This window comes from Streptomyces sp. NPDC014656, assembly GCF_043084305.1.
GTDB lineage: Bacteria > Actinomycetota > Actinomycetes > Streptomycetales > Streptomycetaceae > Streptomyces.
The window spans coordinates 134,169-157,622 of sequence record NZ_JBIBZN010000007.1 but is presented as its reverse complement, the minus strand read 5'-3'; the positions used below and the strand labels follow the sequence as shown (position 1 = coordinate 157,622).

General features: G+C 71.6%; 23 protein-coding genes. 2 read left to right on the top strand and 21 right to left on the bottom strand.

The genetic code is table 11. The features are described 5' to 3' along the window. Positions 1 to 10: 10 nt before the first annotated feature. The 5 genes from rpsD to ACF1ED_RS18335 all read right to left on the bottom strand — a co-directional run bounded on the left by rpsD (position 11) and on the right by ACF1ED_RS18335 (position 5,124). A complete protein-coding gene (gene rpsD, locus ACF1ED_RS18355) occupies positions 11 to 625 on the bottom strand; it encodes a 30S ribosomal protein S4 (protein ID WP_306313359.1) in 615 nt (204 codons plus the stop codon). Positions 626 to 981: 356 nt separating this feature from the next. Then, complete coding sequence (locus ACF1ED_RS18350; protein ID WP_391761591.1) at positions 982 to 2,337, bottom strand: replication-associated recombination protein A; 1,356 nt, start codon at positions 2,335 to 2,337, stop codon at positions 982 to 984. A 51-nt stretch (positions 2,338 to 2,388) separates the two neighbouring features. Then, positions 2,389 to 3,003: a vitamin K epoxide reductase family protein gene (locus tag ACF1ED_RS18345; protein ID WP_391761589.1), complete on the bottom strand. Its 615-nt coding sequence runs from the start codon at positions 3,001 to 3,003 to the stop codon at positions 2,389 to 2,391. 137 nt (positions 3,004 to 3,140) lie between these two features. Then, positions 3,141 to 4,403, bottom strand: a complete 1,263-nt coding sequence (gene hisS, locus ACF1ED_RS18340; protein WP_391761587.1) for a histidine--tRNA ligase — start codon at positions 4,401 to 4,403, stop codon at positions 3,141 to 3,143. Between the two features lie 10 nt (positions 4,404 to 4,413). After that, the gene (locus ACF1ED_RS18335; RefSeq protein WP_391761585.1) at positions 4,414 to 5,124 is read right to left on the bottom strand and encodes an MBL fold metallo-hydrolase; all 711 of its coding nucleotides are present in this window, start codon (positions 5,122 to 5,124) and stop codon (positions 4,414 to 4,416) included. Positions 5,125 to 5,278: 154 nt separating this feature from the next. On the opposite strand from ACF1ED_RS18335, the gene ACF1ED_RS18330 reads away from it, so the two are divergent. Together ACF1ED_RS18330 and ACF1ED_RS18325 are read left to right on the top strand one after the other, a co-directional pair. Then, a complete protein-coding gene (locus ACF1ED_RS18330) occupies positions 5,279 to 6,031 on the top strand; it encodes a peptidylprolyl isomerase (protein ID WP_391761583.1) in 753 nt (250 codons plus the stop codon). A gap of 226 nt (positions 6,032 to 6,257) precedes the next feature. Then, positions 6,258 to 7,487 (top strand): DUF349 domain-containing protein, encoded by a 1,230-nt coding sequence (locus ACF1ED_RS18325; RefSeq protein WP_391761581.1) that lies wholly within the window; start codon positions 6,258 to 6,260, stop codon positions 7,485 to 7,487. A 69-nt stretch (positions 7,488 to 7,556) separates the two neighbouring features. On the opposite strand, the gene ACF1ED_RS18320 is transcribed toward ACF1ED_RS18325, so the two are convergent. From ACF1ED_RS18320 to pgsA, 16 genes are all read right to left on the bottom strand, one after another. Further along, complete coding sequence (locus ACF1ED_RS18320; protein WP_391761579.1) at positions 7,557 to 10,007, bottom strand: RelA/SpoT family protein; 2,451 nt, start codon at positions 10,005 to 10,007, stop codon at positions 7,557 to 7,559. Between the two features lie 240 nt (positions 10,008 to 10,247). Then, positions 10,248 to 10,658, bottom strand: coding sequence for a hypothetical protein (locus ACF1ED_RS18315; RefSeq protein ID WP_391761577.1), 411 nt, complete (start codon positions 10,656 to 10,658; stop codon positions 10,248 to 10,250). Positions 10,659 to 10,776: 118 nt separating this feature from the next. After that, positions 10,777 to 11,328 carry an adenine phosphoribosyltransferase gene (locus ACF1ED_RS18310; protein ID WP_391761575.1) on the bottom strand — a complete coding sequence of 184 codons (552 nt, stop codon included), beginning with the start codon at positions 11,326 to 11,328 and terminating at the stop codon, positions 10,777 to 10,779. Next, positions 11,325 to 12,392, bottom strand: coding sequence for a protein translocase subunit SecF (gene secF, locus ACF1ED_RS18305; RefSeq protein ID WP_391761573.1), 1,068 nt, complete (start codon positions 12,390 to 12,392; stop codon positions 11,325 to 11,327). The genes ACF1ED_RS18310 and secF overlap by 4 nt, the downstream gene beginning before the upstream one ends. Position 12,393: 1 nt before the next feature. Continuing rightward, the gene (gene secD / locus ACF1ED_RS18300) at positions 12,394 to 14,175 is read right to left on the bottom strand and encodes a protein translocase subunit SecD (protein WP_391761571.1); all 1,782 of its coding nucleotides are present in this window, start codon (positions 14,173 to 14,175) and stop codon (positions 12,394 to 12,396) included. 147 nt (positions 14,176 to 14,322) lie between these two features. Continuing rightward, a complete protein-coding gene (gene yajC, locus ACF1ED_RS18295) occupies positions 14,323 to 14,769 on the bottom strand; it encodes a preprotein translocase subunit YajC (RefSeq protein WP_391761898.1) in 447 nt (148 codons plus the stop codon). Positions 14,770 to 14,971: 202 nt separating this feature from the next. Continuing rightward, on the bottom strand, positions 14,972 to 16,051 hold the full coding sequence (gene ruvB, locus ACF1ED_RS18290) for a Holliday junction branch migration DNA helicase RuvB (protein WP_391761569.1): 1,080 nt from the start codon (positions 16,049 to 16,051) through the stop codon (positions 14,972 to 14,974). A 38-nt stretch (positions 16,052 to 16,089) separates the two neighbouring features. Next, a complete protein-coding gene (gene ruvA / locus ACF1ED_RS18285) occupies positions 16,090 to 16,722 on the bottom strand; it encodes a Holliday junction branch migration protein RuvA (RefSeq protein WP_043228056.1) in 633 nt (210 codons plus the stop codon). Next, positions 16,719 to 17,249, bottom strand: coding sequence for a crossover junction endodeoxyribonuclease RuvC (gene ruvC / locus ACF1ED_RS18280; RefSeq protein ID WP_391761567.1), 531 nt, complete (start codon positions 17,247 to 17,249; stop codon positions 16,719 to 16,721). Before ruvC ends, ruvA begins: the two co-directional genes overlap by 4 nt. Before the next feature lie 110 nt (positions 17,250 to 17,359). After that, positions 17,360 to 18,112, bottom strand: coding sequence for a YebC/PmpR family DNA-binding transcriptional regulator (locus ACF1ED_RS18275; protein ID WP_391761565.1), 753 nt, complete (start codon positions 18,110 to 18,112; stop codon positions 17,360 to 17,362). A 63-nt stretch (positions 18,113 to 18,175) separates the two neighbouring features. Then, positions 18,176 to 18,766, bottom strand: coding sequence for a pyridoxal 5'-phosphate synthase glutaminase subunit PdxT (pdxT, locus tag ACF1ED_RS18270; RefSeq protein WP_391761563.1), 591 nt, complete (start codon positions 18,764 to 18,766; stop codon positions 18,176 to 18,178). A 6-nt stretch (positions 18,767 to 18,772) separates the two neighbouring features. Continuing rightward, the gene (pdxS, locus tag ACF1ED_RS18265; protein WP_169092686.1) at positions 18,773 to 19,681 is read right to left on the bottom strand and encodes a pyridoxal 5'-phosphate synthase lyase subunit PdxS; all 909 of its coding nucleotides are present in this window, start codon (positions 19,679 to 19,681) and stop codon (positions 18,773 to 18,775) included. 135 nt (positions 19,682 to 19,816) lie between these two features. Beyond that, positions 19,817 to 20,359 (bottom strand): hypothetical protein, encoded by a 543-nt coding sequence (locus ACF1ED_RS18260; RefSeq protein ID WP_043228051.1) that lies wholly within the window; start codon positions 20,357 to 20,359, stop codon positions 19,817 to 19,819. Between the two features lie 162 nt (positions 20,360 to 20,521). Further along, positions 20,522 to 21,676: a glycosyltransferase family 4 protein gene (locus tag ACF1ED_RS18255; protein WP_391761560.1), complete on the bottom strand. Its 1,155-nt coding sequence runs from the start codon at positions 21,674 to 21,676 to the stop codon at positions 20,522 to 20,524. Continuing rightward, a complete protein-coding gene (locus ACF1ED_RS18250; protein WP_391761558.1) occupies positions 21,673 to 22,578 on the bottom strand; it encodes a phosphatidylinositol mannoside acyltransferase in 906 nt (301 codons plus the stop codon). Before ACF1ED_RS18250 ends, ACF1ED_RS18255 begins: the two co-directional genes overlap by 4 nt. Then, on the bottom strand, positions 22,575 to 23,240 hold the full coding sequence (gene pgsA, locus ACF1ED_RS18245; protein ID WP_391761556.1) for a phosphatidylinositol phosphate synthase: 666 nt from the start codon (positions 23,238 to 23,240) through the stop codon (positions 22,575 to 22,577). The genes ACF1ED_RS18250 and pgsA overlap by 4 nt, the downstream gene beginning before the upstream one ends. Positions 23,241 to 23,454 lie beyond the last annotated feature (214 nt).

Genomic DNA, 23,454 nt, shown 5'->3' with positions numbered 1-23,454 from the left:
GACCGCTGGATCAGCGGGCGTAGTACTCGACGACCAGCTGCTCGTCGCAGATGACCGGGATCTCCTTGCGGTTCGGCTCGCGGTCCAGGCGGAAGGCCAGGGCCTTCAGGTTGACCTGGAGGTAGCGCGGGGTCTCGCCGTCGGGGGCGAAGCCACCCTCGCGGGAGACCTGGAAGAGGGTCTTCGCGCGGGACTTCTCGCGGACCATCACGACGTCGTCGGGACGGACGCGGAAGGACGGCTTGTCGACCTTGCCGCCGTTGACCTGGATGTGGCCGTGGACGACCATCTGGCGGGCCTGGTAGATGGTGCGGGCGATGCCCGAACGCAGGACCAGGGCGTCGAGACGGCGCTCGAGCTCGACGACCAGCGCCTCGCCCGTCTTGCCCTCGGCCTTCTTGGCGCGGTCGTAGGCGCGCGCCATCTGGCGCTCGCTGATGTCGTACTGGGCGCGCAGACGCTGCTTCTCGAGCAGACGGACCTTGTAGTCCGAGTTCTGCTTGCGACCGCGGCCGTGCTCGCCCGGCGGGTAGGGACGGGCCTCGAAGTACTTGACGGCCTTCGGCGTCAGCGCGATACCGAGCGCACGCGACTTCTTGACCTTGGGGCGGGCCTGGTTCGGCATGAACCAACCTCTCTCATCTGAACGAATACGGCTTCACCAGTGGTTAGGGAGGTCGCAATCCGCAGCCGGGAAAACCCTCGGGGTCCACGGGGGACCCGTCGGGCAGCCGCTTCCCGGTCTGGGCACGTACGTGCAGCACGCGAACGACCCACCGCCGGTCCCGGGAATCCGGGGGGTGGTGGGTGGCACGCGACACCTTCGAGGTGCGCGACGCTCCTGGAAACCCTGCCCGGGGGCCGGGTCTCCTGCTGACTGTCCCGCTCTGGTGGCGCCGGCCGGGGCCGGACACGGGACGCAGCGATCCCGACCAGTGTACCGGCTCCCGGGAGCGCCGCCGCCCGGGGGCGGGCCGCCCGTCAGCCGCCGTCGCTCCTCAGGCGCTCGCGGACCTTCTCGACCACGTCGGCGTAGCGGGCCTCGGCGCCGTAGCGGGTGGGCTCGTAGTAGCGCTTGCCGTGGAGGGCGTCGGGGGCGTACTGCTGGGCGGCGATCGCGCCGGGCACGTCGTGGGGGTAGACGTACCCCTGGGCGTGGCCGAGCTTGGCGGCGCCCTTGTAGTGGCCGTCGCGCAGGTGGGCCGGGACGGGGCCCGCGAGGCCGTTCCTGACGTCCTCGCGGGCGGCGAAGATCGCGTTGGTCGCCGCGTTGGACTTGGGGGCCAGGGCGAGGGCGATGGTGACGTGGCTGAGGGTGAGGGCTGCCTCGGGGAAGCCGATCATGGCGACGGCCTGGGCGGCGGCGACGGCGAGCGGCAGGGCCTGGGGGTCGGCGAGGCCGATGTCCTCGCTGGCCGAGATCATCAGCCGGCGGGCGATGAAGCGGGGGTCCTCCCCCGCCTCGATCATGCGGGCGAGGTAGTGCAGGGCCGCGTCGACGTCGGAGCCTCGGATGGACTTGATGAGGGCGCTGGCGACGTCGTAGTGCTGGTCGCCGTCCCGGTCGTAGGTCACGGCGGCCCGGTCGACCGTCTCCTCGACGGTCTGGAGGGTGATCTCCCGCTCGCCCTTGGCGAGGGCGCCGCCGGCGGCGGCCTCCAGGGCGGTGAGGGCGCGCCGGGCGTCGCCGCCGGCGATCCGCAGCAGATGGGCGCGGGCGTCGCCGGGGAGCTCGACGGCGCCGCCGAGCCCGCGCTCCTCGGCCACGGCCCGGTCCATGAGGCCGCTGAGGTCCTCGTCGGTGAGCGACTCCAGGGTGAGCAGCAGCGAGCGGGAGAGGAGCGGGGAGATCACCGAGAAGTACGGGTTCTCGGTGGTGGCGGCGATGAGGGTGACCCAGCGGTTCTCGACGGCGGGGAGCAGGGAGTCCTGCTGGGCCTTGGAGAAGCGGTGGATCTCGTCGAGGAAGAGGACGGTCTCCTTGCCGTAGCCGCCGGAGGCGCGGCGGGCGCCGTCGATGACGGCCCGGACCTCCTTGACGCCGGCGGTGATCGCGGAGAGCTCGACGAAGCGCTTGTTGGTGGCCTTGGAGACCACGTACGCCAGGGTGGTCTTGCCGATGCCGGGCGGGCCCCAGAGGATCACCGAGGAGGGCCCGGCGGGGCCGCCGCCGCCCTCCCCGACGAGCCGCCGCAGCGGCGAGCCGGGCTTGAGCAGGTGCCGCTGGCCCACCACCTCGTCGAGGGTGCGGGGGCGCATCCGGACCGCCAGCGGGCTGCTGGCCGGGTCCTTCTCCTGGCGTTCTTCGGCGGCTGCGGTAAAGAGGTCGGGCTCCACGTCCACGAAGCCTAGGTCACGCCACCGACAGACCGGGCGGGACGGGAGCGGTCAGCTCGTCCAGAAGTCCCACCAGCGGGTCAGGACCAGCATGCCGATGATCCCGATGTGCAGGACGGGCAGGACCCAGGTGAACTCGGCGAAGAAGGTCCGCAGGCCGGCCGGGGCGGGGACGACGCCGTGCCGGACGTTGTGCGAGGTCACGTACCAGAACATGACGATGGTGGCGACCCAGGCGAGGCAGCACCACAGGCAGAGCGAGTTGATCTCGTAGAGGGACTGCTGCATCAGCCAGGTGCAGAAGCCGACGCCGAAGAGGGTGCCGGCGTTGAGGCCGAGCCAGTACCAGCGGCGGTAGCGGGCGCCGGCGAGCAGGGCGACGCCGATGGCGATCACCATGGCGTAGGTGACCAGGCCGAGCATCGGGTTGGGGAAGCCGAAGACCGAGGCCTGCTCGCTCTTCATAATGTTCCCGCAGGACACGATGGGGTTGAGGCTGCACCCGGGGACGAAGTTCGGGTCCTCCAGGAGCTTGATCTTGTCGAGGGTGATGACCCAGGCGGCGAGCAGACCGGCCGCTCCGGTGATCACCAGGAGCCAGGCGAGGCCCCTGCTCGCGCCGATGGTCCCCGTGGTCCCCGTCGGCTCCGTGTCGGCTTTCGTCATGCTGTCCTTTTCCCTCGCTCGCGGGTCGGGCGACCCCGGCCATTCTGCAACAAGGCGTACGCCGTCGGCCGTTCGCGGGGCATAAGGAAGGGCCCGGCCGCCCCGGGCGGACCGGACCCTCCCCGGGGCACGGGCGGTCAGCCGAGCAGACCCCGGACGGCGTCCAGGACCTCGTCCAGGGCGACCGCGCGCTGCTCGCCGGACTCCATGTCCTTGAGCTGGACCACGCCCTCGGCGAGGTCGCGCTCGCCCGCGACGAGCGCGAGGCGGGCGCCGGAGCGGTTGGCGTCCTTCATCGCGCCCTTGAGGCCCTTGCCGCCGAAGGAGAAGTCCGCGGCGACACCGGCCCGGCGCAGCTCGGTGACCTTGCCGAAGAGGACGCGGCGCGCCTCCTCGCCGAGGGCCACCGCGAAGACGCTGGTGGGGGCGGGCAGGTCGAGGGCGATGCCCTCGGCCTCCAGGGCGAGGACGGTGCGGTCCACGCCGAGGGCCCAGCCGACGGAGGGCAGCGCGGGGCCGCCGATCATCTCGGAGAGGCCGTCGTAACGGCCGCCGCCGCCCACCGCGGACTGCGAGCCGAGGCCGTCGTGGACGAACTCGAAGGTGGTCCGGGTGTAGTAGTCGAGGCCGCGGACCAGCTTGAGGTCGTCCTCGAAGACCACGCCGGCGGCGGTGATCAGCTCGCGGACCTGCTCGTGGTACGCCTTGCAGGCGTCGCACAGGTAGTCGCGGAGCAGCGGCGCGTCGACGAGCTGCTTCTGCACGTCGGCCCGCTTGTCGTCGAGGACGCGCAGCGGGTTGATCTCGGCGCGGCGCAGCGTCTCCTCGTCGAGGTCGAGGCCGCGCAGGAAGGTCTGCAGGGCCTCGCGGTAGACGGGGCGGCACTCCTTGTCGCCCAGCGAGTTCAGCAGGATGCGGTACTGGCGCAGGCCGAGGGCGCGGTACGCCTGGTCGGCGAGGATGATCAGCTCGGCGTCGAGCGCCGGGTCCTCGGCGCCGATCGCCTCGGCTCCGACCTGCGAGAAGTGGCGGTAGCGGCCGGCCTGGGCCCGCTCGTAGCGGTAGTAGGAGCCGGAGTACCAGAGCTTGACCGGCAGGTTGCCCTGCTTGTGCAGGTTGGCCTGGAGGGCCGCGCGGAGCACGGAGGCGGTGCCCTCGGGGCGCAGGGCGAGCTGGTCGCCGCCCTTGGTGGTGAGGGTGTACATCTCCTTGGTGACGATGTCGGTGGACTCGCCGACGCCGCGGGCGAAGAGGTTCACGTCCTCGAAGCCGGGGGTCTCGACGTAGCCGTAGCCGGCGTTCCTCACCTGGGTGGCGATCGTGTCGCGGACCGCCAGGAAGACGGCGGAGCGCGGGGGGATCAGGTCGTACGTGCCCTTGGGGGCCTGAAAGGTGCTCACGAAGGTCTCGTCACATTCCTCGTCGGGGAGCCTGCGTATCGCTCCCGAGGCCGGAGGCCACCTGCCGCAGGTACGGGTTGGTGGCGCGCTCCTGGCCGATGGTCGTCTGGGGACCGTGGCCGGACAGGACGACGGTCGAGTTGTCGAGCGGCAGGACCACGCGGGTCAGCGATTCGAGCATCTCGGCCATGTCACCGCCGGGCAGGTCGGTGCGTCCGATGGAGCCGGCGAACAGCAGGTCGCCGGAGAAGAACACGGAGGGGACCTCCGAGGTCTCCGGCGTCCGGAAGGTCACCGACCCCTTGGTATGACCGGGCGCGTGCGCGACGGAGAAGTCCATGCCGGCGAGCTTCAGCGCGGCGCCGTCGGTGAGCTCGTGCACGGCGTCCGGCTCGCCCACGGTCAGCTCGCCCATGAGCGGCATCCCGATGGAGCGGCCGAGGGCCTTCTCCGGGTCGCTCATCATGTACCGGTCGGCGGGGTGGATCCACGCGGGTACGTCATGGGCGCCGCAGACCGGGACGACGGAGGCGACGTGGTCGATGTGGCCATGGGTGAGGACCACCGCGACGGGCTTGAGCCGATGCTTCCTGAGCGTCTCCTCGACTCCCTGGGCGGCCTGGTGGCCCGGGTCGATGATGACGCACTCCTCGCCCGCGGCGGGGGCAACCACGTAACAGTTGGTGCCCCAGGCCCCGGCGGGGAACCCGGCAATCAGCACGATCGTCCTTCGGTGTCGTCCGGCAGATGACTGCGGTCCTGTGGAATGCAGCAGATCAGAGCCTACCGGCGCTGCGTATTCCACAGCCAACCCGTATACGGTACGGGCACATCCGGCCAGGACAGGAACACACGACCGACAAGGAGCGGACCCGGTGGTCACCAGCGATCAGCGGCGGCGGCAGCTCGCCAGGGACAAGTACGCACGCCAGCAGCAGCGACGGGCGGAGGCGCAGCGCAAGGCGAAGCGCCGCACCACCGTGATCGCGGCCTCCCTCGCGGTGGTGCTCGCCGCGGGCGGGGCGGTGTACGCCTCCGTGCAGTTCCTCGGCGACGACGCCAAGAACACCACGGAGGAGACGGCATCCGGCGAGCCGAAGATGGGCATCGAGGCCAAGGGCACGTACGCCATGGCCCTGAAGACCAACGAGGGCGACGTCACCATCACCATGGACGCGGCGAAGACCCCGCGCACGGTGAACTCCTTCAAGCACCTCGCCGACAAGAAGTACTTCGACGGCACGAAGTGCCACCGGCTCACCACCGCCGGGATCTTCGTGCTCCAGTGCGGCGACCCGGAGGGGACCGGCATGGGCGGCCCCGGCTACACCATCCCGGACGAGAACCTCGACGCCCTGGGCAAGCCGGGCGCCGAGGGCAAGGTCACGTACAAGGCCGGCACGGTCGCCATGGCCAACACCGGGCAGCCGGGCACCGGCGGCTCGCAGTTCTTCCTCGTCTACAAGGACTCGAAGCTGCCGCCGCAGTACACCCCCTTCGGCACGATCGACGCGGCCGGTCTGGCCGCGGTGCAGAAGGTCGGCGCCGCCGGCGCCGAGGGAGGCCAGGGCGACGGGGCCCCGAAGAAGCCGGTCACCATCGAGAAGGCGACCGTCTCCGCGAAGTGAGGCGGGGTGGCGGGCGCGACGGCGGCCCGGGGGTCCGCACGCGCGTGACCGTGGAATTTCGGTCGCGCTGAGTGCGGACAGCCGGGCCGCCGTTCGCCTAGATTGGCGTTGTGCGGTGCGGTCCGATCCGTCGGCCGCGCCGCGGAAGGCGGGCGAGGCCCGCCCAGGAACTGTGGACGATGCCCGGGGTCACCACCCCACGAGGGCATCATGGTGAGGAGGCGCTGTGAGCAGCGACCCGTGGGGCCGCGTCGACGAGACCGGCACCGTGTACGTGCGGACGGCCGAGGGTGAGAAGGTCGTCGGATCCTGGCAGGCGGGCACTCCCGAGGAGGCGCTGGCCTACTTCGAGCGCAAGTACGAGGGCCTGGTTGTCGAGATCGGCCTCCTCGAGAAGCGGGTGAAGACCACCGACCTCTCGGCGAAGGACGCCCAGACGGCGATCGAGCACATCCGGCACCAGGTCGACGAGCACCACGCCGTCGGCGACCTGGCCGCGCTCTCCGCCCGCCTGGACAAGCTCGTGGAGACGGTGGACTCGCGCCGCGAGGAGCGCAAGGCGCAGAAGGCCAAGCAGGCCGACGAGGCGCGCTCGGCCAAGGAGGCCCTGGTCACCGAGGCGGAGGAGCTGGCGCAGAGCGAGCAGTGGCGGTCCGCCGGCGAGCGGCTGCGGGCGCTCGTGGACACCTGGAAGGGCCTGCCCCGGCTCGACCGGAAGTCCGACGACGAGCTGTGGCACCGCTTCTCGCACGCCCGCTCGGCCTTCTCCAAGCGCCGCAAGGCCCACTTCGCCCAGCTCGACGCGCAGCGCGAGGACGCGAGGAAGGCCAAGGAGCGTCTGGTCGCCGAGGCCGAGGCGCTCCAGAACTCGACCGACTGGGGCACGACCGCGGCCCGCTACCGCGAGCTGATGGCCGACTGGAAGGCCGCCGGTCGCGCGCAGCGCGAGCACGAGGACGACCTGTGGAACCGCTTCCGCGGCGCCCAGGACGTCTTCTTCGCGGCCCGCTCCGGGGTCTTCGCCGAGCGGGACGCGGAGCAGACCGAGAACCTCGCGCTCAAGGAGGAGCTCGCAGGCGAGGCCGAGAAGCTGCTGCCGGTGACGGACCTGAAGGCCGCCCGCGCCGCCTTCCGGGCCCTCAACGAGCGCTGGGAGGCCATCGGCCACGTGCCGCGCGACGCCCGGCCGAAGGTCGAGGGCCGGATGCACACGGTGGAGCGGGCGATCCAGGAGGCCGAGGAGGCCGAGTGGCGCCGGACCAACCCGGAGGCGCGCGCGCGTGCCGCGGGTCTGACCGGCCAGCTCCAGGACGCCGTCGAGAAGCTGCGCAAGCAGATCGACGCGGCCCGGGCGGCGGGCAACGACGCCAAGGCCGACAAGCTCGCCAAGGAGCTGGAGGGCCGCCAGGCCCTGCTCGACCAGGCCCTCAAGGGCCTGGAGGAGTTCGGCGGCTGACCTCGCCGTCGTACGGACACGGGAAGGGCCCCCGGCGCGTGCCGGGGGCCCTTCCTCGTGTCCGTGCGGCTACGGCCTGCGGGCGCTGGTCACGCGGTAGACGTCGTACACGCCCTCCACGCCCCGGACCGCCTTGAGGACGTGCCCCAGGTGCTTGGGGTCGCCCATCTCGAAGGTGAAGCGGGAGGTGGCCACCCGGTCCCGGGAGGTCTGGACGGCCGCCGAGAGGATGTTGACGTGCTGGTCCGAGAGGACCCGGGTGACGTCCGAGAGGAGCCGGGAGCGGTCCAGCGCCTCGACCTGGATGGCGACCAGGAAGACCGAGGACTGGGTCGGGGCCCACTCGACCTCCAGGATCCGCTCCGGCTCCCGGGAGAGGGAGTCGACGTTGACGCAGTCGCTGCGGTGGACGGAGACGCCGCTGCCACGGGTGACGAAGCCGATGATCGGGTCGCCGGGCACCGGGGTGCAGCAGCGGGCCAGCTTGACCCAGACGTCCTCGACGCCCTTGACGACGACCCCGGGGTCGGCGTTGGAGCGCCGCTTGGAGCGGCCGCGGGTCGGCGGGGCGGCCTCCTCGATGTCCTCGGTGGCGGCCTCCTCGCCGCCGAGCGCCTGCACCAGCTTCTGCACGATGGACTGGGCGGTGACGTGGCCCTCGCCGATCGCCGCGTACAGCGAGGAGATGTCGGTGTAGCGCAGCTCGTGGGCGAGGGTGACGAGGGAGTCGCCGGTGAGGATCCGCTGGATCGGCAGGTTCTGCTTGCGCATGGCGCGCGCGATGGCGTCCTTGCCCTGCTCGATGGCCTCGTCCCGGCGCTCCTTGGAGAACCAGGCGCGGATCTTGTTGCGGGCGCGCGGGGACTTGACGAAGCCGAGCCAGTCGCGGGAGGGGCCGGCGCCGGCGGCCTTGGAGGTGAAGACCTCCACCAGGTCGCCGTTGTCGAGGGTGGATTCGAGCGGCACGAGCCGCCCGTTCACCCGCGCCCCTATCGTGCGGTGGCCGACCTCGGTGTGGACGGCGTAGGAGAAGTCGACGGGGGTCGCGCCGGCCGGCAGCGCGATGACGTCGCCCTTGGGCGTGAAGACGAAGACCTCGTTGCGGGAGAGGTCGAAGCGGAGGGACTCCAGGAACTCGCCCGGGTCCTCGGTCTCCTTCTGCCAGTCGAGCAGCTGGCGCAGCCACGCCATGTCGTTGAGGTGGTCGTCCTTGCCGCCGCCCTTGGGCACGTCGGTGCGCACCTTGGAGGCGCCGGCGACGGCCTCCTGCTTGTACTTCCAGTGCGCGGCGATGCCGTACTCGGCGCGGCGGTGCATGTCGAAGGTGCGGATCTGCAGCTCGACGGGCTTGCCGTTGGGGCCGATGACCGTCGTGTGCAGCGACTGGTACATGTTGAACTTCGGCATCGCGATGTAGTCCTTGAACCGGCCGGGGACCGGGTTCCATCGCGCGTGGACGGTGCCGAGGGCCGCGTAGCAGTCGCGGACGGTGTCCACGAGGACGCGGATGCCGACCAGGTCGTAGATCTCCGCGAAGTCACGGCCGCGGACGATCATCTTCTGGTAGACGCTGTAGTAGTGCTTGGGGCGGCCGGTGACGGTCGCCTTGATGCGGGCGGCGCGGAGGTCGGTCTGGACCTCGTCGGTCACTATGGCGAGGTACTCGTCCCGCTTCGGCGCGCGCTCGGCGACGAGCCGGACGATCTCGTCGTACATCTTGGGGTAGAGGATCGCGAAGGCGAGGTCCTCCAGCTCCCACTTGATGGTGTTCATGCCCAGCCGGTGCGCCAGCGGGGCGTAGATCTCCAGCGTCTCGCGGGCCTTCTTCTCCTGCTTCTCCCGCTTGAGGTAGCGCATGGTGCGCATGTTGTGCAGGCGGTCGGCGAGCTTGATGACGAGGACCCGGGGGTCCTTGGCCATGGCGACGACCATCTTGCGGACGGTCTCGGCCTGCGCGGCCTCGCCGAACTTGACCTTGTCGAGCTTGGTGACGCCGTCGACGAGGAGGGCGACCTGGTCGCCGAAGTCGCGCCGGAGGGTGTCGAGGCCGTACTCGGTGTCCTCGACGGTGTCGTGGAGGAGGCCCGCCATCAGCGTCGCCGGGTCCATGCCGAGCTCGGCGAGGATGGTGGTGACGGCGAGCGGGTGGGTGATGTACGGGTCGCCGCTCTTGCGCTTCTGGCCGCGGTGCCAGCGCTCCGCCACCTGGTAGGCCCGCTCGATCTGACGCAAAGTCGCCGTTTCGATCTTGGGGTCGTTGGAGCGGACGATCCGCAGCAGGGGTTCGAGGACCGGGTTGTACGGCGAGGAGCGCTGCACGCCGAGCCGGGCGAGGCGGGCGCGCACCCGGTTCGAGGAGCCGCCGGAGCGGGCGGGCGCGGGGGCCGGTGCGGGAGCGGGCGCAGCAGGCTTCGGCCTGTTCTCCGCGGGCTTGTCCTGGGGCGTGCCGGTACCCTGCGCGGCCTGGTGGGCCTCGGGGTCGGGCTGCGCGGCGGAGAGTGACTGGGCCTCGTCTGGCAAAGAGCGCTCCTCTGGCGTCCCCCCGGACGGGGTCTGGGGGAGGTTCCGGGTCCCCCGGTCAGGCCCGGAGAGCCCATCGTATCGAGCCACGACTCCCCGTGCTCACGGGCCCGGGGGACGGACGGGGCCGGAGGTTCCGCCCGTGGGGCGCGCACCCGCCCCGCCGGTGGCGGGCGTCACGGGGAGAACGCCGGGGGCGCCCCGGGAATTCCCGGGGCGCCCCCGGCCGGGGACCTGTCCTCAGTTCCATCGGAGCAGCGAGGGGCCGCCCTTGACCTGGATCTCCTTGTGGGCGGCGACGTTGCCCCAGTGGACCTTGACCGACCCGCTCTTGCCGCACACGGGGTCGGACCAGATCTCCTTGGTGCGGCGGTCGAAGCCCTTGGCCCGCAGGCAGACGCTCCCGCCCTTGAACACGGCCCAGTCGTACCGCATCGTCATCCCGTTGGCCCCGAAGTGCCCGCAGCCGTCGTCGGCCTTCGTCCACTTCAGGGGGACGCTGCCCGCGTTCTTCCAGCCCACGCAGCTGTCGGCCGCGGCGGCCGGGGCGCCGGTCGGCAGGCCCGCGCCGGCGGGGCCCGCCGCCGAGACGAGGCCGGCCACCGCCAGGATCGACGCCGCTCCGACGGCGCTCCTACGAAACATCCTCATGCGTTCTCCTCCGGTCGTGTCGAAGGCCCAAGAAGCGAGGGGCACCTCGGGAGATCCCGGGGTGCCCCTCGCGTGGCCCTTCTTCGTCATCGGACCGGTGGTCGCGCTCCTTGACGCATCACACTCGAATGAGTGCCGTGAGCGGAGCGCCCCGGAGGGCGGGCTCCAGCCGGGCGCGGCCCGGGAGGAAGCCGAGTTCCATGAGGACCGCGACGCCCGCGACCTCGGCGCCGGCGCGGCGGATCAGGTCGAGGGAGGCCTCGGCGGTGCCGCCGGTGGCGAGGACGTCGTCGATGACCATGACGCGGTCGCCCGCGGCCAGGTCCTCGGCGTGCACCTCGATCTCGGCGGTGCCGTACTCCAGCTCGTACGCCTGCCGGAGCGTGGCCCCGGGCAGCTTGCCGGCCTTGCGGACCGGGATGAAGCCCAGGCTCGCGCGGACGGCGACCGGCGCGGCGAGGATGAAGCCGCGGGCCTCCAGGCCGACGATCTTCGTCGCGCCCTGTGCGGCGCAGAGGGCCGCGAGGGCGTCCGTGAGGGCCGTGAACGCCTCCGGGTCCGCGAGCAGCGGCGTGATGTCCTTGAACAGCACGCCCGGCTTCGGGTAGTCGGGGACGTCACGGATCCGGCTGAGCAGCAGGCCGGTCACGTCCTGGGCCCCGGCGGTCATCCGCGGCGCTCCTGGGCGCGGCGGGCGGCGCGCGGGCCGACGACCGCGGTCTCGGCCGCCTCGGTGCCGTCGTCGTCCAGGCCGTCCTCGCCGCGGGCGGCGGAGGCGCGCTTGGCCAGGATCCGCTTCTTCAGCGCCTTCATCGCCGGCTCGCGCTCCTTGAGGTCGGCGACGAGCGGGGTGGCGATGAAGATCGAGGAGTAGGCGCCGGCGGCCAGACCCACGAAGAGCGACAGCGAGATGTCGTTCAGCATGCCGGCGCCGAGGACGCCGCCGCCGATGAAGAGCAGGCCGGCGACGGGCAGCAGGGCCACGACCGTGGTGTTGATGGAGCGGACCAGGGTGCCGTTGATCGAGCGGTTGGCCAGCTCGCTGTAGGTGAAGCGGGTCTGCTTCGTGATGTCCTTCGTCTGCTCCTTGAGGGAGTCGAAGACGACGACGGTGTCGTACAGCGAGTAGCCGAGGATGGTCAGCAGACCGATGACCGTGCCGACCGTGACCTCGAAGCCGACCAGCGAGTAGATGCCGACCGTGATCGTGAGGTCGTGGATCAGCGCGATCAGCGCCGCGACGGCCATTCTCCACTCGAAGGCGATGGCCAGGTAGATCACCACGAGGATCATGAAGACGCCGAGGCCGGTCCACGCCTTGTTGGCGATCTGCTCGCCCCAGCTGGGGCCGACCAGCTCGGCGGCGATCTTGTCCTCGGGGACGTTCAGGTCCTTGGCCAGCTCGGTGCGGACCTGGTCGGACTGCTCGGTGTCGAGGCCGCCGACCTGGATGCGCAGGGAGCCGTTGCCGAGCTGCTGGACGATCGCGTCGTGGCCGGAGGCCTCCTCCGCGTACTCCGTGGCCTGGCTGACGGAGACGTCCGTCTTCGGGGTGGTGAAGACGGCGCCGCCCTGGAACTCGATGCCCATGTTGAGGCCGCGGACGGCCAGGGCGACGATCGCCGTGATGGTGATCAGGATGGACAGGCCGTACCAGATCTTGCGGTTGCCGATGAAGTCGTAGCCGACCTCACCGCGGTGGAGCCGGGCGCCGAGATCTCCGAGCTTCGACATCTCACGCCTCCTTCGGTTCGACGGAGCTGGCGGAGGTGGCACGACGGGTGCGGCGCAGCGGCGGCTTGGCGCCGAGGCTCTTCGGGTCCAGGCCGGACAGCTTGTGGCCGTTGCCGAAGAACTTCGTGCGGGCGAGCAGGGTCATCACCGGCTTGGTGAAGAGGAACACCACGACGACGTCGAGCAGGGTGGTCAGGCCGAGCGTGAACGCGAAGCCCTGGACCTTGCCGACGGTGACGATGAAGAGCACCGCGGCGGCGAGGAACGACACGAAGTCGGAGACCAGGATGGTGCGGCGGGCCCGCGGCCAGGCGCGCTCGACGGCCGGACGCAGGGTGCGGCCCTCGCGGATCTCGTCGCGGATGCGCTCGAAGTACACGATGAACGAGTCCGCGGTGATGCCGATGGCGACGATGGCGCCGCAGACGGCCGGCAGGTTCAGCGCGAAGCCGATGGCCGGGCCGAGCAGGGCCATGATCACGTAGGTGAGCAGGGCGGAGACGCCGAGGCTGAGGATCGCGATGAACGACAGGCCGCGGTAGTAGACCACCAGGTAGATGATGACCAGGGCGAGGCCGATGGCGCCGGCGATCAGACCGGCCTCCAGCTGCTCGCCGCCGAGGGCGGCGGTGACGGTGTCGACGCTCTGGGTGTCGAAGGAGAGCGGCAGGGCGCCGTAGGCCAGGATGTTGCCGAGGTCCTGGGCGGACTGCTGGTTGAAGCTGCCGGAGATCTGGGCGTTGGCGCTCAGCGTGGTCTGGACGCGGGGCGCCGAGACGACCTCGCCGTCGAGGACGATCGCGAACTGGTTCTGCGGCTCGGCCTGCTGCGAGAGCTTGCTGGTGATCGCCTGGAACTTCTTCGAGCCGGCGTCCGTGAACTCCATGTCCACGATCCACTGGCCGCTCTGCTGGTCGATGGCGGCCTTGGCGTCGTCGACGTCACGGCCCTCGACCTCGGCGGGACCGAGGAGGTACTTCTCCCACTGGTCGATCGCGTTCTTGCCGCAGGCCACGATGGTGTCGGTGGGCTTGGTGCCGGCCGCGGCGGCGGTGCGCTGCTTCGGGTCCAGGCAGTTCAGCGTGGCGAACTTCTGCTGGAGGGCGGCGGTGGCGGCGTCCGCGGTCGGGGTCGCCTGCGGGGTGCCGCTCGCCTTCGGCGTGGTGCTCGCCTTCGGCGTGCCGGAGGCGCTGCCGGTGGGCGTGGGCGTCCCGGTGGCGTTCGGGGCCTTGAGGGCCTCGGAGAGCGCGCGGCCCTGGGTGGAGGCGGTGGCGGTCGGCGTGGCCGACTTCTTGCCGCTGACGGAGGCGGACGCGGAGGGCTTCGGCGTGGCCGAACCCGAGGGGGTCGCCGTCGGCGCGGTCTCGGGCGAGGCGGCCGCGACGGTGAGCACGGGCCGGAAGTAGAGCTGGGCGGTGGTGCCGACCTGCTCGCGGGCCTGCTTCTCGTTCGTCCCCTTGGGGATGTTGACGATGATGTTCTCGCGGCCCTGCGTCTGGACCTCGGCCTCGGAGACGCCGAGACCGTTGACACGGCGCTCGATGATGCCCACGGCCGTGTTCATGTTGGTCTCGTTGACCGCGGACTCCTGGCCGGGCTCAGCCTTGGCCTTGAGCGTGATCGACGTGCCGCCGGCGAGGTCGATGCCGAGGCGCGGGGTGGTGTGCCCCGACCAGAACATGCCGCCGGTGAGCGCGACCATGGCGATCAGAATGAAAGCCAGGGCGCGCCCAGGCCGGCTCTGTCCCCCCGCCGGCCCTCGGCCCTTCTTCGGTGCTGCCACCTGTCGTTTCTCCCTGTCCAAACCGTCCGGCGCCGGGTGGGCGCACGGAGGCCACGAAGTATGTGTGGGGACCATCCCCCGCAGACGTCGGACCGTTCCCGGCCGCGGCCCGCCGGTGGGCGTGCCGCGGTGCCCCGGGTGCGACTCTTACTTCGCCCCGGTCTCGCCGTCGGCCTTGCCGTCCTTCTCGGCCTCGGCCTCGGCCTCGGTCGCGTCCGACTTCTTCGTCAGGTCGGCCTTGGGGGCCTCGTCGACGGAGTCGGTGAGCGAGGAGGCGTCGTCCGGGACGACCGCGTCGGAGTCGGTGGCGCCGTCGTCCTCGGTGTCACCGTGGACGATCCGGTTGTACTCGGCGTCGTCGAGGACGGCGCCGATGGCGTTCTTCGCGTAGACGGCGTGGACGCCGGGCGCGACCTCCAGCAGGACGGTCTCGTCCTGGATCTCCTTGACGGTGGCGTACATTCCCCCGATCGTGCGTACGCCGGTGCCGGGCTGCATCTGGTTGCGCATCTCCGCCGCCTGTGCCTGCTTCTTCTTGGCAGAGCGGGTCATCAGGAACATCGCCCCGATGAGCACGATGAAGGGGAGGAGCATGCCGATGTTATTCACGGGACGGAAATCCTTCGCACGGTCACGGAGAACCCGCGGCCTGATCTTCGGGGGTGGGTACGCCGACCAGAAAGGGCGGCATCGGCGGAGTCTAGGCGAGTCCGCATCGATGGAACAACGCCCAGCATGGCACCGCGGTTCCTGGTCGGGCGAGACTCCGCGCCGTCACCCACCCGTCACAGCGGCCTCAGGAGCCGAAGAGCCCCTGTTGTCCCGATCCCGCCCCCGCCGGGCCCGCCGCCTGCGGCGGGACCAGTCCGAGGTGGGTCCACGCGGCGGGCGTGGCGACCCGGCCGCGGGGGGTGCGGGCGAGCAGGCCCTCGCGCACGAGGAAGGGCTCGGCGACCTCCTCCACGGTCTCGCGCTCCTCCCCCACGGCGACGGCGAGGGTGGAGAGGCCGACCGGTCCGCCGCCGAAGAGCTTCAGCAGCGCTTCGAGGACCGCCCGGTCGAGGCGGTCGAGGCCCCGGCTGTCCACCTCGTACACGCCGAGGGCGGCGCCGGCGATCTCGCGGGTGATCACGCCGTCGGCCCTGACCTGGGCGTAGTCGCGGACGCGGCGCAGCAGCCGGTTGGCGATGCGGGGGGTGCCGCGGGAGCGGCCGGCGATCTCGGCGGCGCCGTCGGCGTCGATCTCGACGTCGAGGAGTCCGGCGGAGCGGGCGACGACGCGCTCCAGCTCGTGCGGCTCGTAGAACTCCATGTGGGCGGTGAAGCCGAAGCGGTCGCGGAGCGGGGGCGGCAGCAGGCCGGCCCGGGTGGTGGCGCCGACCAGGGTGAAGGGCGGCAGGTCCAGGGGGATGGCGGTGGCGCCGGGGCCCTTGCCGACGATGACGTCGACGCGGAAGTCCTCCATCGCCATGTAGAGCATCTCCTCGGCGGGCCGGGACATCCGGTGGATCTCGTCGAGGAAGAGGATCTCGCCCTCCTGGAGGGAGGAGAGGATCGCGGCGAGGTCGCCGGCGTGCTGGATGGCGGGGCCCGAGGTGATCCTGATCGGCGCGTTCATCTCCGCGGCGATGATCATCGACAGGGTGGTCTTGCCGAGGCCGGGGGCGCCGGAGAGCAGCACGTGGTCGGCGGTGGCGCCGCGCTGGCGGGCGGCCTTGAGGACGAGGTCGAGCTGCTGGCGGACCTTCTCCTGGCCGATGAACTCGCCGAGGTCCTTGGGGCGCAGGGCGGCCTCGACGGCCTGGTCGTCGCCCTCGGCGGCGGCGCCGACGATCCGCTCCTCTTGGGCGGGTGCCGTCTCGTCGTCCCAGTTCACGGTGGTGTCTTCCTTCGTACGGGAGGGGCTGCGGGCGGTCAGCGGGCGCGGTTGAGCGTCTGCAGGGCGGCGCGCAGCAGCTGGGGCACGGGTGCGGAGCCGGTCTCGGCGAGCGCGGCCTCGGCCTGCGGGGTGACGGCGGCGACGGCCTCCTCGGCCTCGCGGCTCGCGTAGCCGAGGCCGACGAGGGCGGCGGCGAGCTGCTCGGTCCAGGGGGCGGGGCCGGCGGCGACGGCGCGCTGCTGGCCGACGAGGCCACTGCTGCCGAGCGGCTGGCCGAGCTTGTCCTTCAGCTCCAGGAGCAGCTTCTGGGCGCCCTTCTTGCCGATGCCGGGAACGGCGGTGAGCGCCTTCTCGTCGCCGGTGGAGACGGCGAGGCGCAGCGCGTCGGGGCTGTGGACGCCGAGCATGGCCTGGGCGAGCCGGGGCCCCACGCCGCTGGCGGTCTGGAGCAGCTCGAAGACCTGGCGCTCGTCGTCGTCCGCGAAGCCGTACAGGGTGAGCGAGTCCTCGCGCACGACGAGGGAGGTGGCGAGCCGGGCGTGCTCGCCGAGGCGGAGGCCCGCGAGGGTGTTCGGCGTGCACTGGACGGCCATGCCGACCCCGCCGACCTCGACGACGGCGGTCGTGGGGGCGAGGGCGGCCACCGGGCCGCTGACGAAGGCGATCATGACGTGCGGCCTTTCGAGGCGTGCAGGGCGACGGCCTGCTGGAGGCGGTTCTGGGCGGGGGCGCGCCAGATGTGGCAGATGGCGAGGGCGAGGGCGTCGGCCGCGTCGGCCGGCTTGGGCGGGGCGGAGAGCCTCAGCAGCCGGGTGACCATGGCGGCGACCTGGGCCTTGTCGGCGCGGCCCGAGCCGGTGACGGCGGCCTTGACCTCGCTGGGGGTGTGCAGGGCGACGGGGATGCCGCGCCGGGAGGCGCAGAGCATGGCGACCGCACTGGCCTGGGCGGTGCCCATCACCGTCCGCACGTTGTGCTGGCTGAACACCCGCTCCACGGCGACCAGTTCGGGCTGGAAGCGGTCGATCCACTCCTCGATGCCGCGCTCGATGCCGACGAGGCGGAGGCCGATGTCGGCGTCGGCGGGGGTGCGGACCACGCCGACCCCGAGCATGGTGAGCGGCCGGCCGGCGACGCCCTCGACGACGCCGACACCGCACCGGGTGAGTCCCGGGTCCACCCCCAGTACGCGCACGCCGCCCTCCGTTCGATCAGGTATTCGTGCAGGCTATCGGCTGCCACTGACAACGCAGCGGGCCGACGGGGGGCGTGTCCCCCGTCGGCCCGCTGCGCGGAAGGCCGCGATCAGGCGTCGACCTTCTCCATGACCTCGTCGCTGACGTCGAAGTTGGCGAAGACGTTCTGCACGTCGTCGCTGTCCTCCAGCGCGTCGATCAGCTTGAAGATCTTGCGCGCGCCCTCCTCGTCGAGCTCGACCTGCATGGTCGGGACGAAGCTGGAGTCGGCCGAGTCGTAGTCGATGCCGGCCGTCTGGAGCGCGGTGCGCACCGCGACCAGGTCGGTGGCCTCGCTGATGACCTCGAAGGACTCGCCGAGGTCGTTGACCTCCTCGGCGCCCGCGTCGAGGACGACCTCCAGGATGTCGTCCTCGGACCGGTCGCCCTTGGGGAGCACGACGACGCCCTTGCGGTTGAACAGGTACGAGACGGAGCCCGGGTCGGCCATCGAACCGCCGTTGCGGGTCATGGCGACGCGCACGTCGGAGGCGGCGCGGTTGCGGTTGTCGGTGAGGCACTCGATGAGGACCGCGACGCCGTTCGGGCCGTAGCCCTCGTACATGATCGTCTCGTAGTCGGCGCCGCCGGCCTCGAGGCCCGCGCCGCGCTTGAGCGCCGAGTCGATGTTCTTGTTCGGGACCGACTGCTTCTTCGCCTTCTGCACGGCGTCGAACAGCGTCGGGTTGCCGTCCAGGTCGGCACCGCCGGTACGGGCGGCGACCTCGATGTTCTTGATCAGCTTCGCGAAGAGCTTGCCGCGCTTGGCGTCGATCACGGCCTTCTTGTGCTTCGTCGTAGCCCATTTAGAGTGGCCGGACATCTGCCTGTCTCCTTCGCGTAACCAACTTCTTGAACGAACCCCAGCGATCCTACCGGGATCACGTCACCGTTCCGCGCGCACCATGTCCACGAAGAGTTCGTGGATGCGGTGGTCGCCGGTGAGCTCGGGGTGGAAGGAGGTGGCGAGGACCTTGTCCTGGCGGACGGCGACGATGTGGCCCTCGTGCTCGGCGAGCACCTCGACCCCGGCGCCGACGGACTCCACCCACGGGGCACGGATGAAGACGCCCTCGACGGGGGTGTCTATTCCGGTGACGGTGACTCCGGCCTCGAAGGACTCGTTCTGCCGCCCGAAGGCGTTGCGTCGGACGATCATGTCGATGCCGCCGAAGGTCTCCTGGCCCGAGCGCGGGTCGAGGATCTTGTCGGCGAGCATGATCAGGCCGGCGCAGGTGCCGTACACGGGCATGCCCGCGGCGATCCGCTCGCGGACCGGCTCCATGAGGCCGAAGAGCGCGGCCAGCTTGGAGATGGTGGTGGACTCGCCACCGGGGAGGACCAGGCCGTCGACCTCGGCGAGCTCTTCGGGGCGCCGGACCGGCCTGGCCACGGCGTCCGCCGCGGCCAGGGCGATCAGGTGCTCCCGTACGTCGCCCTGGAGAGCCAGGACTCCGATCACGGGGGTGCTGCTCATCGGTGCTTACCAGCCCCGGTTGGCGTAGCGCTCGGACTCGGGGAGGGTGTCGCAGTTGATGCCGACCATGGCCTCGCCCAGGTTGCGGGAGGCGTCCGCGATGATCTTCGGGTCGTCGTAGAAGGTGGTGGCCTTCACGATGGCGGCGGCGCGCTTGGCCGGGTCGCCCGACTTGAAGATGCCGGAGCCGACGAAGACGCCCTCGGCTCCGAGCTGGCGCATCAGCGCGGCGTCGGCGGGGGTGGCGACGCCACCGGCGGAGAAGAGGACGACGGGGAGCTTGCCGAGCTCGGCGACCTCCTTGACGAGCTCGTACGGCGCGCGCAGCTCCTTGGCGGCGGCGAAGAGCTCGTTGTTGTCGAAGCCGCGCAGCTTGGCGATCTCGTTCTTGATCTGGCGCAGGTGGCGGACGGCCTCGACGACGTTGCCGGTGCCGGCCTCGCCCTTGGAGCGGATCATGGCCGCGCCCTCGGCGATGCGGCGCAGGGCCTCGCCCAGGTTGGTGGCGCCACAGACGAAGGGGGTGGTGAAGGCCCACTTGTCGGAGTGGTTGATCTCGTCGGCCGGGGTGAGGACCTCGGACTCGTCGATGTAGTCGACGCCGAGGGACTGGAGGACCTGGGCCTCGACGAAGTGGCCGATGCGGGACTTGGCCATCACCGGGATGGAGACCGCGCCGATGATCTCCTCGATCATGTTCGGGTCGGACATGCGGGCCACGCCGCCGTCCTTGCGGATGTCCGCGGGGACCCGCTCCAGGGCCATGACGGCCACGGCGCCGGCGTCCTCGGCGATCTTCGCCTGCTCGGCGTTGACCACGTCCATGATCACGCCGCCCTTGAGCTGCTCGGCCATGCCGCGCTTGACGCGCGCGGTGCCGGTCTCGGGGGACTGGGGGGTGGTGGAGCTGGACACGGGGACCTCACTCGTGACAACGGGTTCAACGGGACGTTGACGACTAGAGCGAGGAAACAATCCGGGAGCGGTCCACAGCAAGGGCCAATGTGCAGGCTGTGGATCCTTTTCGCGCGAATCCGAGGCCGGAGTGGATCACGAAGGGCGATCTGCCAGGGCCACCGGCGGTTCGTCGTCCATTTCGAAGGCCATCGGGAAGGGCGCGTGGCCCGCGAGGCGGAACCAGCGGACCTTGCGGTGGCGGCGCAGCGCCCTGGCGGCGCGGACGGCGTCGTTGTGGAAGCGGCGGGCCATCGGGACCCGGCGGACGGCGGCGGCCAGCTCCCCCGCGGCCTCCTCGCCGCCGGGCGCCTCCCGTACGAGCTCCACCTGCTCGGGCTCGCCGAAGACCGCGCGCAGGGCCTGGCTCAGCTCGCTCTCCGCGACCTCGCGGTGGTCCTCCTCGGCCTGCCGGGCGGCGTGCGCGGCCTCGTACAGGACGATCGAGGCGGCCGGGTCGAGGACGCCGGAGGTGGCCAGTTCCTGGGTGACCGAGGCCCGCCGCAGCAGCTGGGCGTCGAGCGCGGCGCGCGCCGCGTCGATGCGGGTGTGCAGCCGGTCGAGCCGTCCGGCGGTCCAGCTCAGGTAGACGCCGATGAAGATCAGCGCGACGACGGTCCAGATCAGGGTTTCGGTCACGGGCGCACAGGCTACCCGGGCGGGGCCGGCGCACCTTCCCGAAGGCCGCGGTCACGGGCGTACCGGACCCGCCCGCCGCGGCGTGGGCCCGCCCCGCGCCCGCGCCGGCGGAGCGGACGGGCAGGTGGGCGGGCAGGTGGGCGGACGGGCGGGCCCCTGGATCTACAGGCCCAGCCGGGCCCGGAGGCCGCCCGCCTTCTCGTCCGTGTCGACCGCCGCCGCGCCGTCCGTGACCGTCTCGTACACCGCCAGGATGTCCGCGCCGACCGTCGACCAGTCGAAGCGCCGCACATGGGCGGAGCCGCGCGCGCTCAGCTCGGCGCGGCGGGCTCCGTCGCCGAGCAGCCGGACCGCCGCGTCCGCCAGCGCGTCCGCGTCCTCGTTGGCGAAGAGTTCGCCGGCCGCGCCCTGGTCGAGGACCTGCGCGAAGGCGTCCAGGTCGGAGGCGAGGACCGGCGCTCCGGCCGACAGCGCCTCGACGAGGATGATGCCGAAGGACTCGCCGCCCGTGTTGGGCGCCACGTACACGTCGACGCTGCGCAGCAGCCGTGCCTTGTCCTCGTCGCTGACCATGCCGAGGAACTCCACCCGGGAGCGCATCCCGGCCGGCAGCGAGGCCACCGCCTCCTCCTCGTCGCCGCGCCCGGCGACCAGGAGCCGGGCGCCGGGGCGCTCGGTGAGGATCCGGGGCAGGGCCTTCATCAGGACCGGCAGGCCCTTGCGGGGTTCGTCGATGCGGCCGATGAAGCCGAGCGTCTCGCCCTGCCACTGTGCCTTCGGCTCCGCGCGGGCGAAGAAGTCGACGTCGACGCCGTTGGGGATGACGACGGCGTCGCCGCCGAGGTGCTCCACCAGCGTCCGGCGCGCGTACTCGCTGACGGCGATCCGGGCGCTGATCTTCTCCAGCGCCGGCTGGAGGATCGGGTAGGCGGCGAGCATCGCCCGCGAGCGCGGGTTCGAGGTGTGGAAGGTGGCCACGATGGGGCCCTGCGCCGCCCAGCAGGTGAGCAGCCCCAGCGAGGGCGAGGTCGGCTCGTGGATGTGGACGACGTCGAAGGTGCCGTCGTGCAGCCAGCGCCGCACGCGCGCGGCGGACAGGAAACCGAAGCTGAGCCGCGCCACCGAGCCGTTGTACGACACGGGCACGGCCCGCCCGGCGGAGACCACGTACGGCGGCAGCGGGGTGTCGTCGTCGGCGGGGGCGAGGACGGAGACCTCGTGCCCGAGCCGGATCAGGTGCTCCGCGAGGTCGCGGATGTGGAACTGGACGCCGCCCGGTACGTCCCAGGAGTACGGGCAGACGATGCCGATCCTCACGAAGTGCGCTCCTCCAGGTCGGCCAGCCAGAGGCGCTGGAGCATGTGCCAGTCCTCGGGGTGGTCCGCGATGGCCCCGGCGAAGGCGTCGGCGAGGGCCTGTGTCATGAGGGACGCCTTTTCGGCCCGGGTGCCTGACCCGGGTACCTCCACGGGCGCGTGCACCTGTCCGCGCATGACGTCGGAGTCGTCGTACCAGAGGGTCACCGGCAGCAGGATCGCGTCGGTCTGGAGGGCGAGCATGGCCGGTCCCGCGGGCATCCGGGCGGCCTCGCCGAAGAAGGAGACCTCGACGCCGGAGGCGGACAGGTCCCGGTCGGCGACCAGGCAGACGAGCCCGCCGGCGCGCAGCCGCCGGGCCAGGGTGCCGAAGGCGGCGCCGCCGGTGTGCGGCAGCACCTCCATGCCGAGGGACTCGCGGTAGGCGACGAAGCGGTCGTAGAGGGACTCGGGCCTGAGCCGCTCGGCGACGGTGGTGAAGGGCACGCCGAGCGCGCGGGTCACCCACACGCCGGCCAGGTCCCAGTTGCCCATGTGGGGCAGGGCGAGGACGACGCCCCGGCCGGAGGCCAGGCCGTCCTTCAGGTGGTGCGCGTCCTTGAGCGAGAAGCTGTTCTCGGCCCGTTCCCTGCTCCAGGTCGGAAGCCGGAAGGACTCCATCCAGTAGCGCATGTACGAGCGCATGCCCGCCTTCGACAGCGCGGCGAGCCGCTCCGGCGTGGCGTCGGGCACCACGCGCGCGAGGTTGGCCTCCAGCCGGAGGACGCCCTTGCCGCGGCGCTTCCACGCGGTGTCGGCGATCTTCCGGCCGAGGGCCTTGGCCACCGGCTCCGGAAGCTTCTTGACGGTGGCCCAGCCGAGCCCGTACAGGCCGTCGGTCACCTTGTCCTTCAGCGTGCTCACGATGGCGTCCCGCTCCCCCCGGCGGCCGCGGCGGCGTCCGCCTCGGCCGATTCCCTGCGTACCGTCACGACCCGCTGCCCCAGGGTCACGGCCGAGCCGACGGCCACCACCCAGAGGGCGATGGGCAGCAGCACGTCGATCCCCGGCACGCCGAAGGCGTGCAGTCCGGCGAGACCGGCGGCGACCAGCGAGATCACCAGCCGCTCGGCCCGTTCGATCAGGCCGTTGACCGCGACCGGCAGGCCAATCGATTCGCCACGCGCCTTGGTGTACGAGACGACCTGACCGCTGGCCAGGCAGAAGATCGACACCGCGCAGAGCACGTTGTCGTCGCCCTTGCCCGCGTACCAGAGCGCGAAGCCCCCGAAGATCGCCCCGTCGGCGACCCGGTCGAGGGTCGAGTCGAGGAAGGCGCCCCAGCGGCTGGAGATCCCGGCCTGCCGGGCCATGTTGCCGTCGACGAGGTCGGAGAAGACGAAGAGCGTGATCACGATCGTGCCCCAGAAGAACTCGCCCCTGGGGAAGAAGACCAGCGCTCCGGCGACCACTCCCGCCGTGCCGATCAGCGTCACGGCGTCGGGGCTGACGCCCCGGCGGAGCAGAAACGCGGCGAACGGTGTGAGGACACGCGTAAAAAACGCACGCGCGTACTTGTTCAGCATGGCCTTCCCGAGGTTTCGGCGGGCCGCGCGGTCCCATGACCACCGGCTCACCCATCGTAGCCACGCGCGTGGCGCGGCACGGGAGCGCACCCACCCCGCCGCGTCGGCGTACCCCGGGGGGCCCACCGGGGCACGACGGATGGACGCGTCCCGGCGTCGGTGCAAAGCTCGAAGGAGCACGCCGCGGGCACCGCAGGAGCCGCACCGCGATGCC

Coding starts and splice junctions, on each gene's coding strand:
- ACF1ED_RS18310 (WP_391761575.1), bottom strand. CDS start 11,328: ATGACCGCCGGGGCCCAGGACGTGACCGGCCTGCTGCTCAGCCGGATC.
- pdxT (WP_391761563.1), bottom strand. CDS start 18,766: ATGAGCAGCACCCCCGTGATCGGAGTCCTGGCTCTCCAGGGCGACGTA.
- ACF1ED_RS18315 (WP_391761577.1), bottom strand. CDS start 10,658: ATGAGGATGTTTCGTAGGAGCGCCGTCGGAGCGGCGTCGATCCTGGCG.
- ruvA (WP_043228056.1), bottom strand. CDS start 16,722: ATGATCGCCTTCGTCAGCGGCCCGGTGGCCGCCCTCGCCCCCACGACC.
- secF (WP_391761573.1), bottom strand. CDS start 12,392: ATGTCGAAGCTCGGAGATCTCGGCGCCCGGCTCCACCGCGGTGAGGTC.
- rpsD (WP_306313359.1), bottom strand. CDS start 625: ATGCCGAACCAGGCCCGCCCCAAGGTCAAGAAGTCGCGTGCGCTCGGT.
- pgsA (WP_391761556.1), bottom strand. CDS start 23,240: ATGCTGAACAAGTACGCGCGTGCGTTTTTTACGCGTGTCCTCACACCG.
- yajC (WP_391761898.1), bottom strand. CDS start 14,769: ATGCTCCTCCCCTTCATCGTGCTCATCGGGGCGATGTTCCTGATGACC.
- ACF1ED_RS18345 (WP_391761589.1), bottom strand. CDS start 3,003: ATGACGAAAGCCGACACGGAGCCGACGGGGACCACGGGGACCATCGGC.
- ACF1ED_RS18275 (WP_391761565.1), bottom strand. CDS start 18,112: ATGTCCGGCCACTCTAAATGGGCTACGACGAAGCACAAGAAGGCCGTG.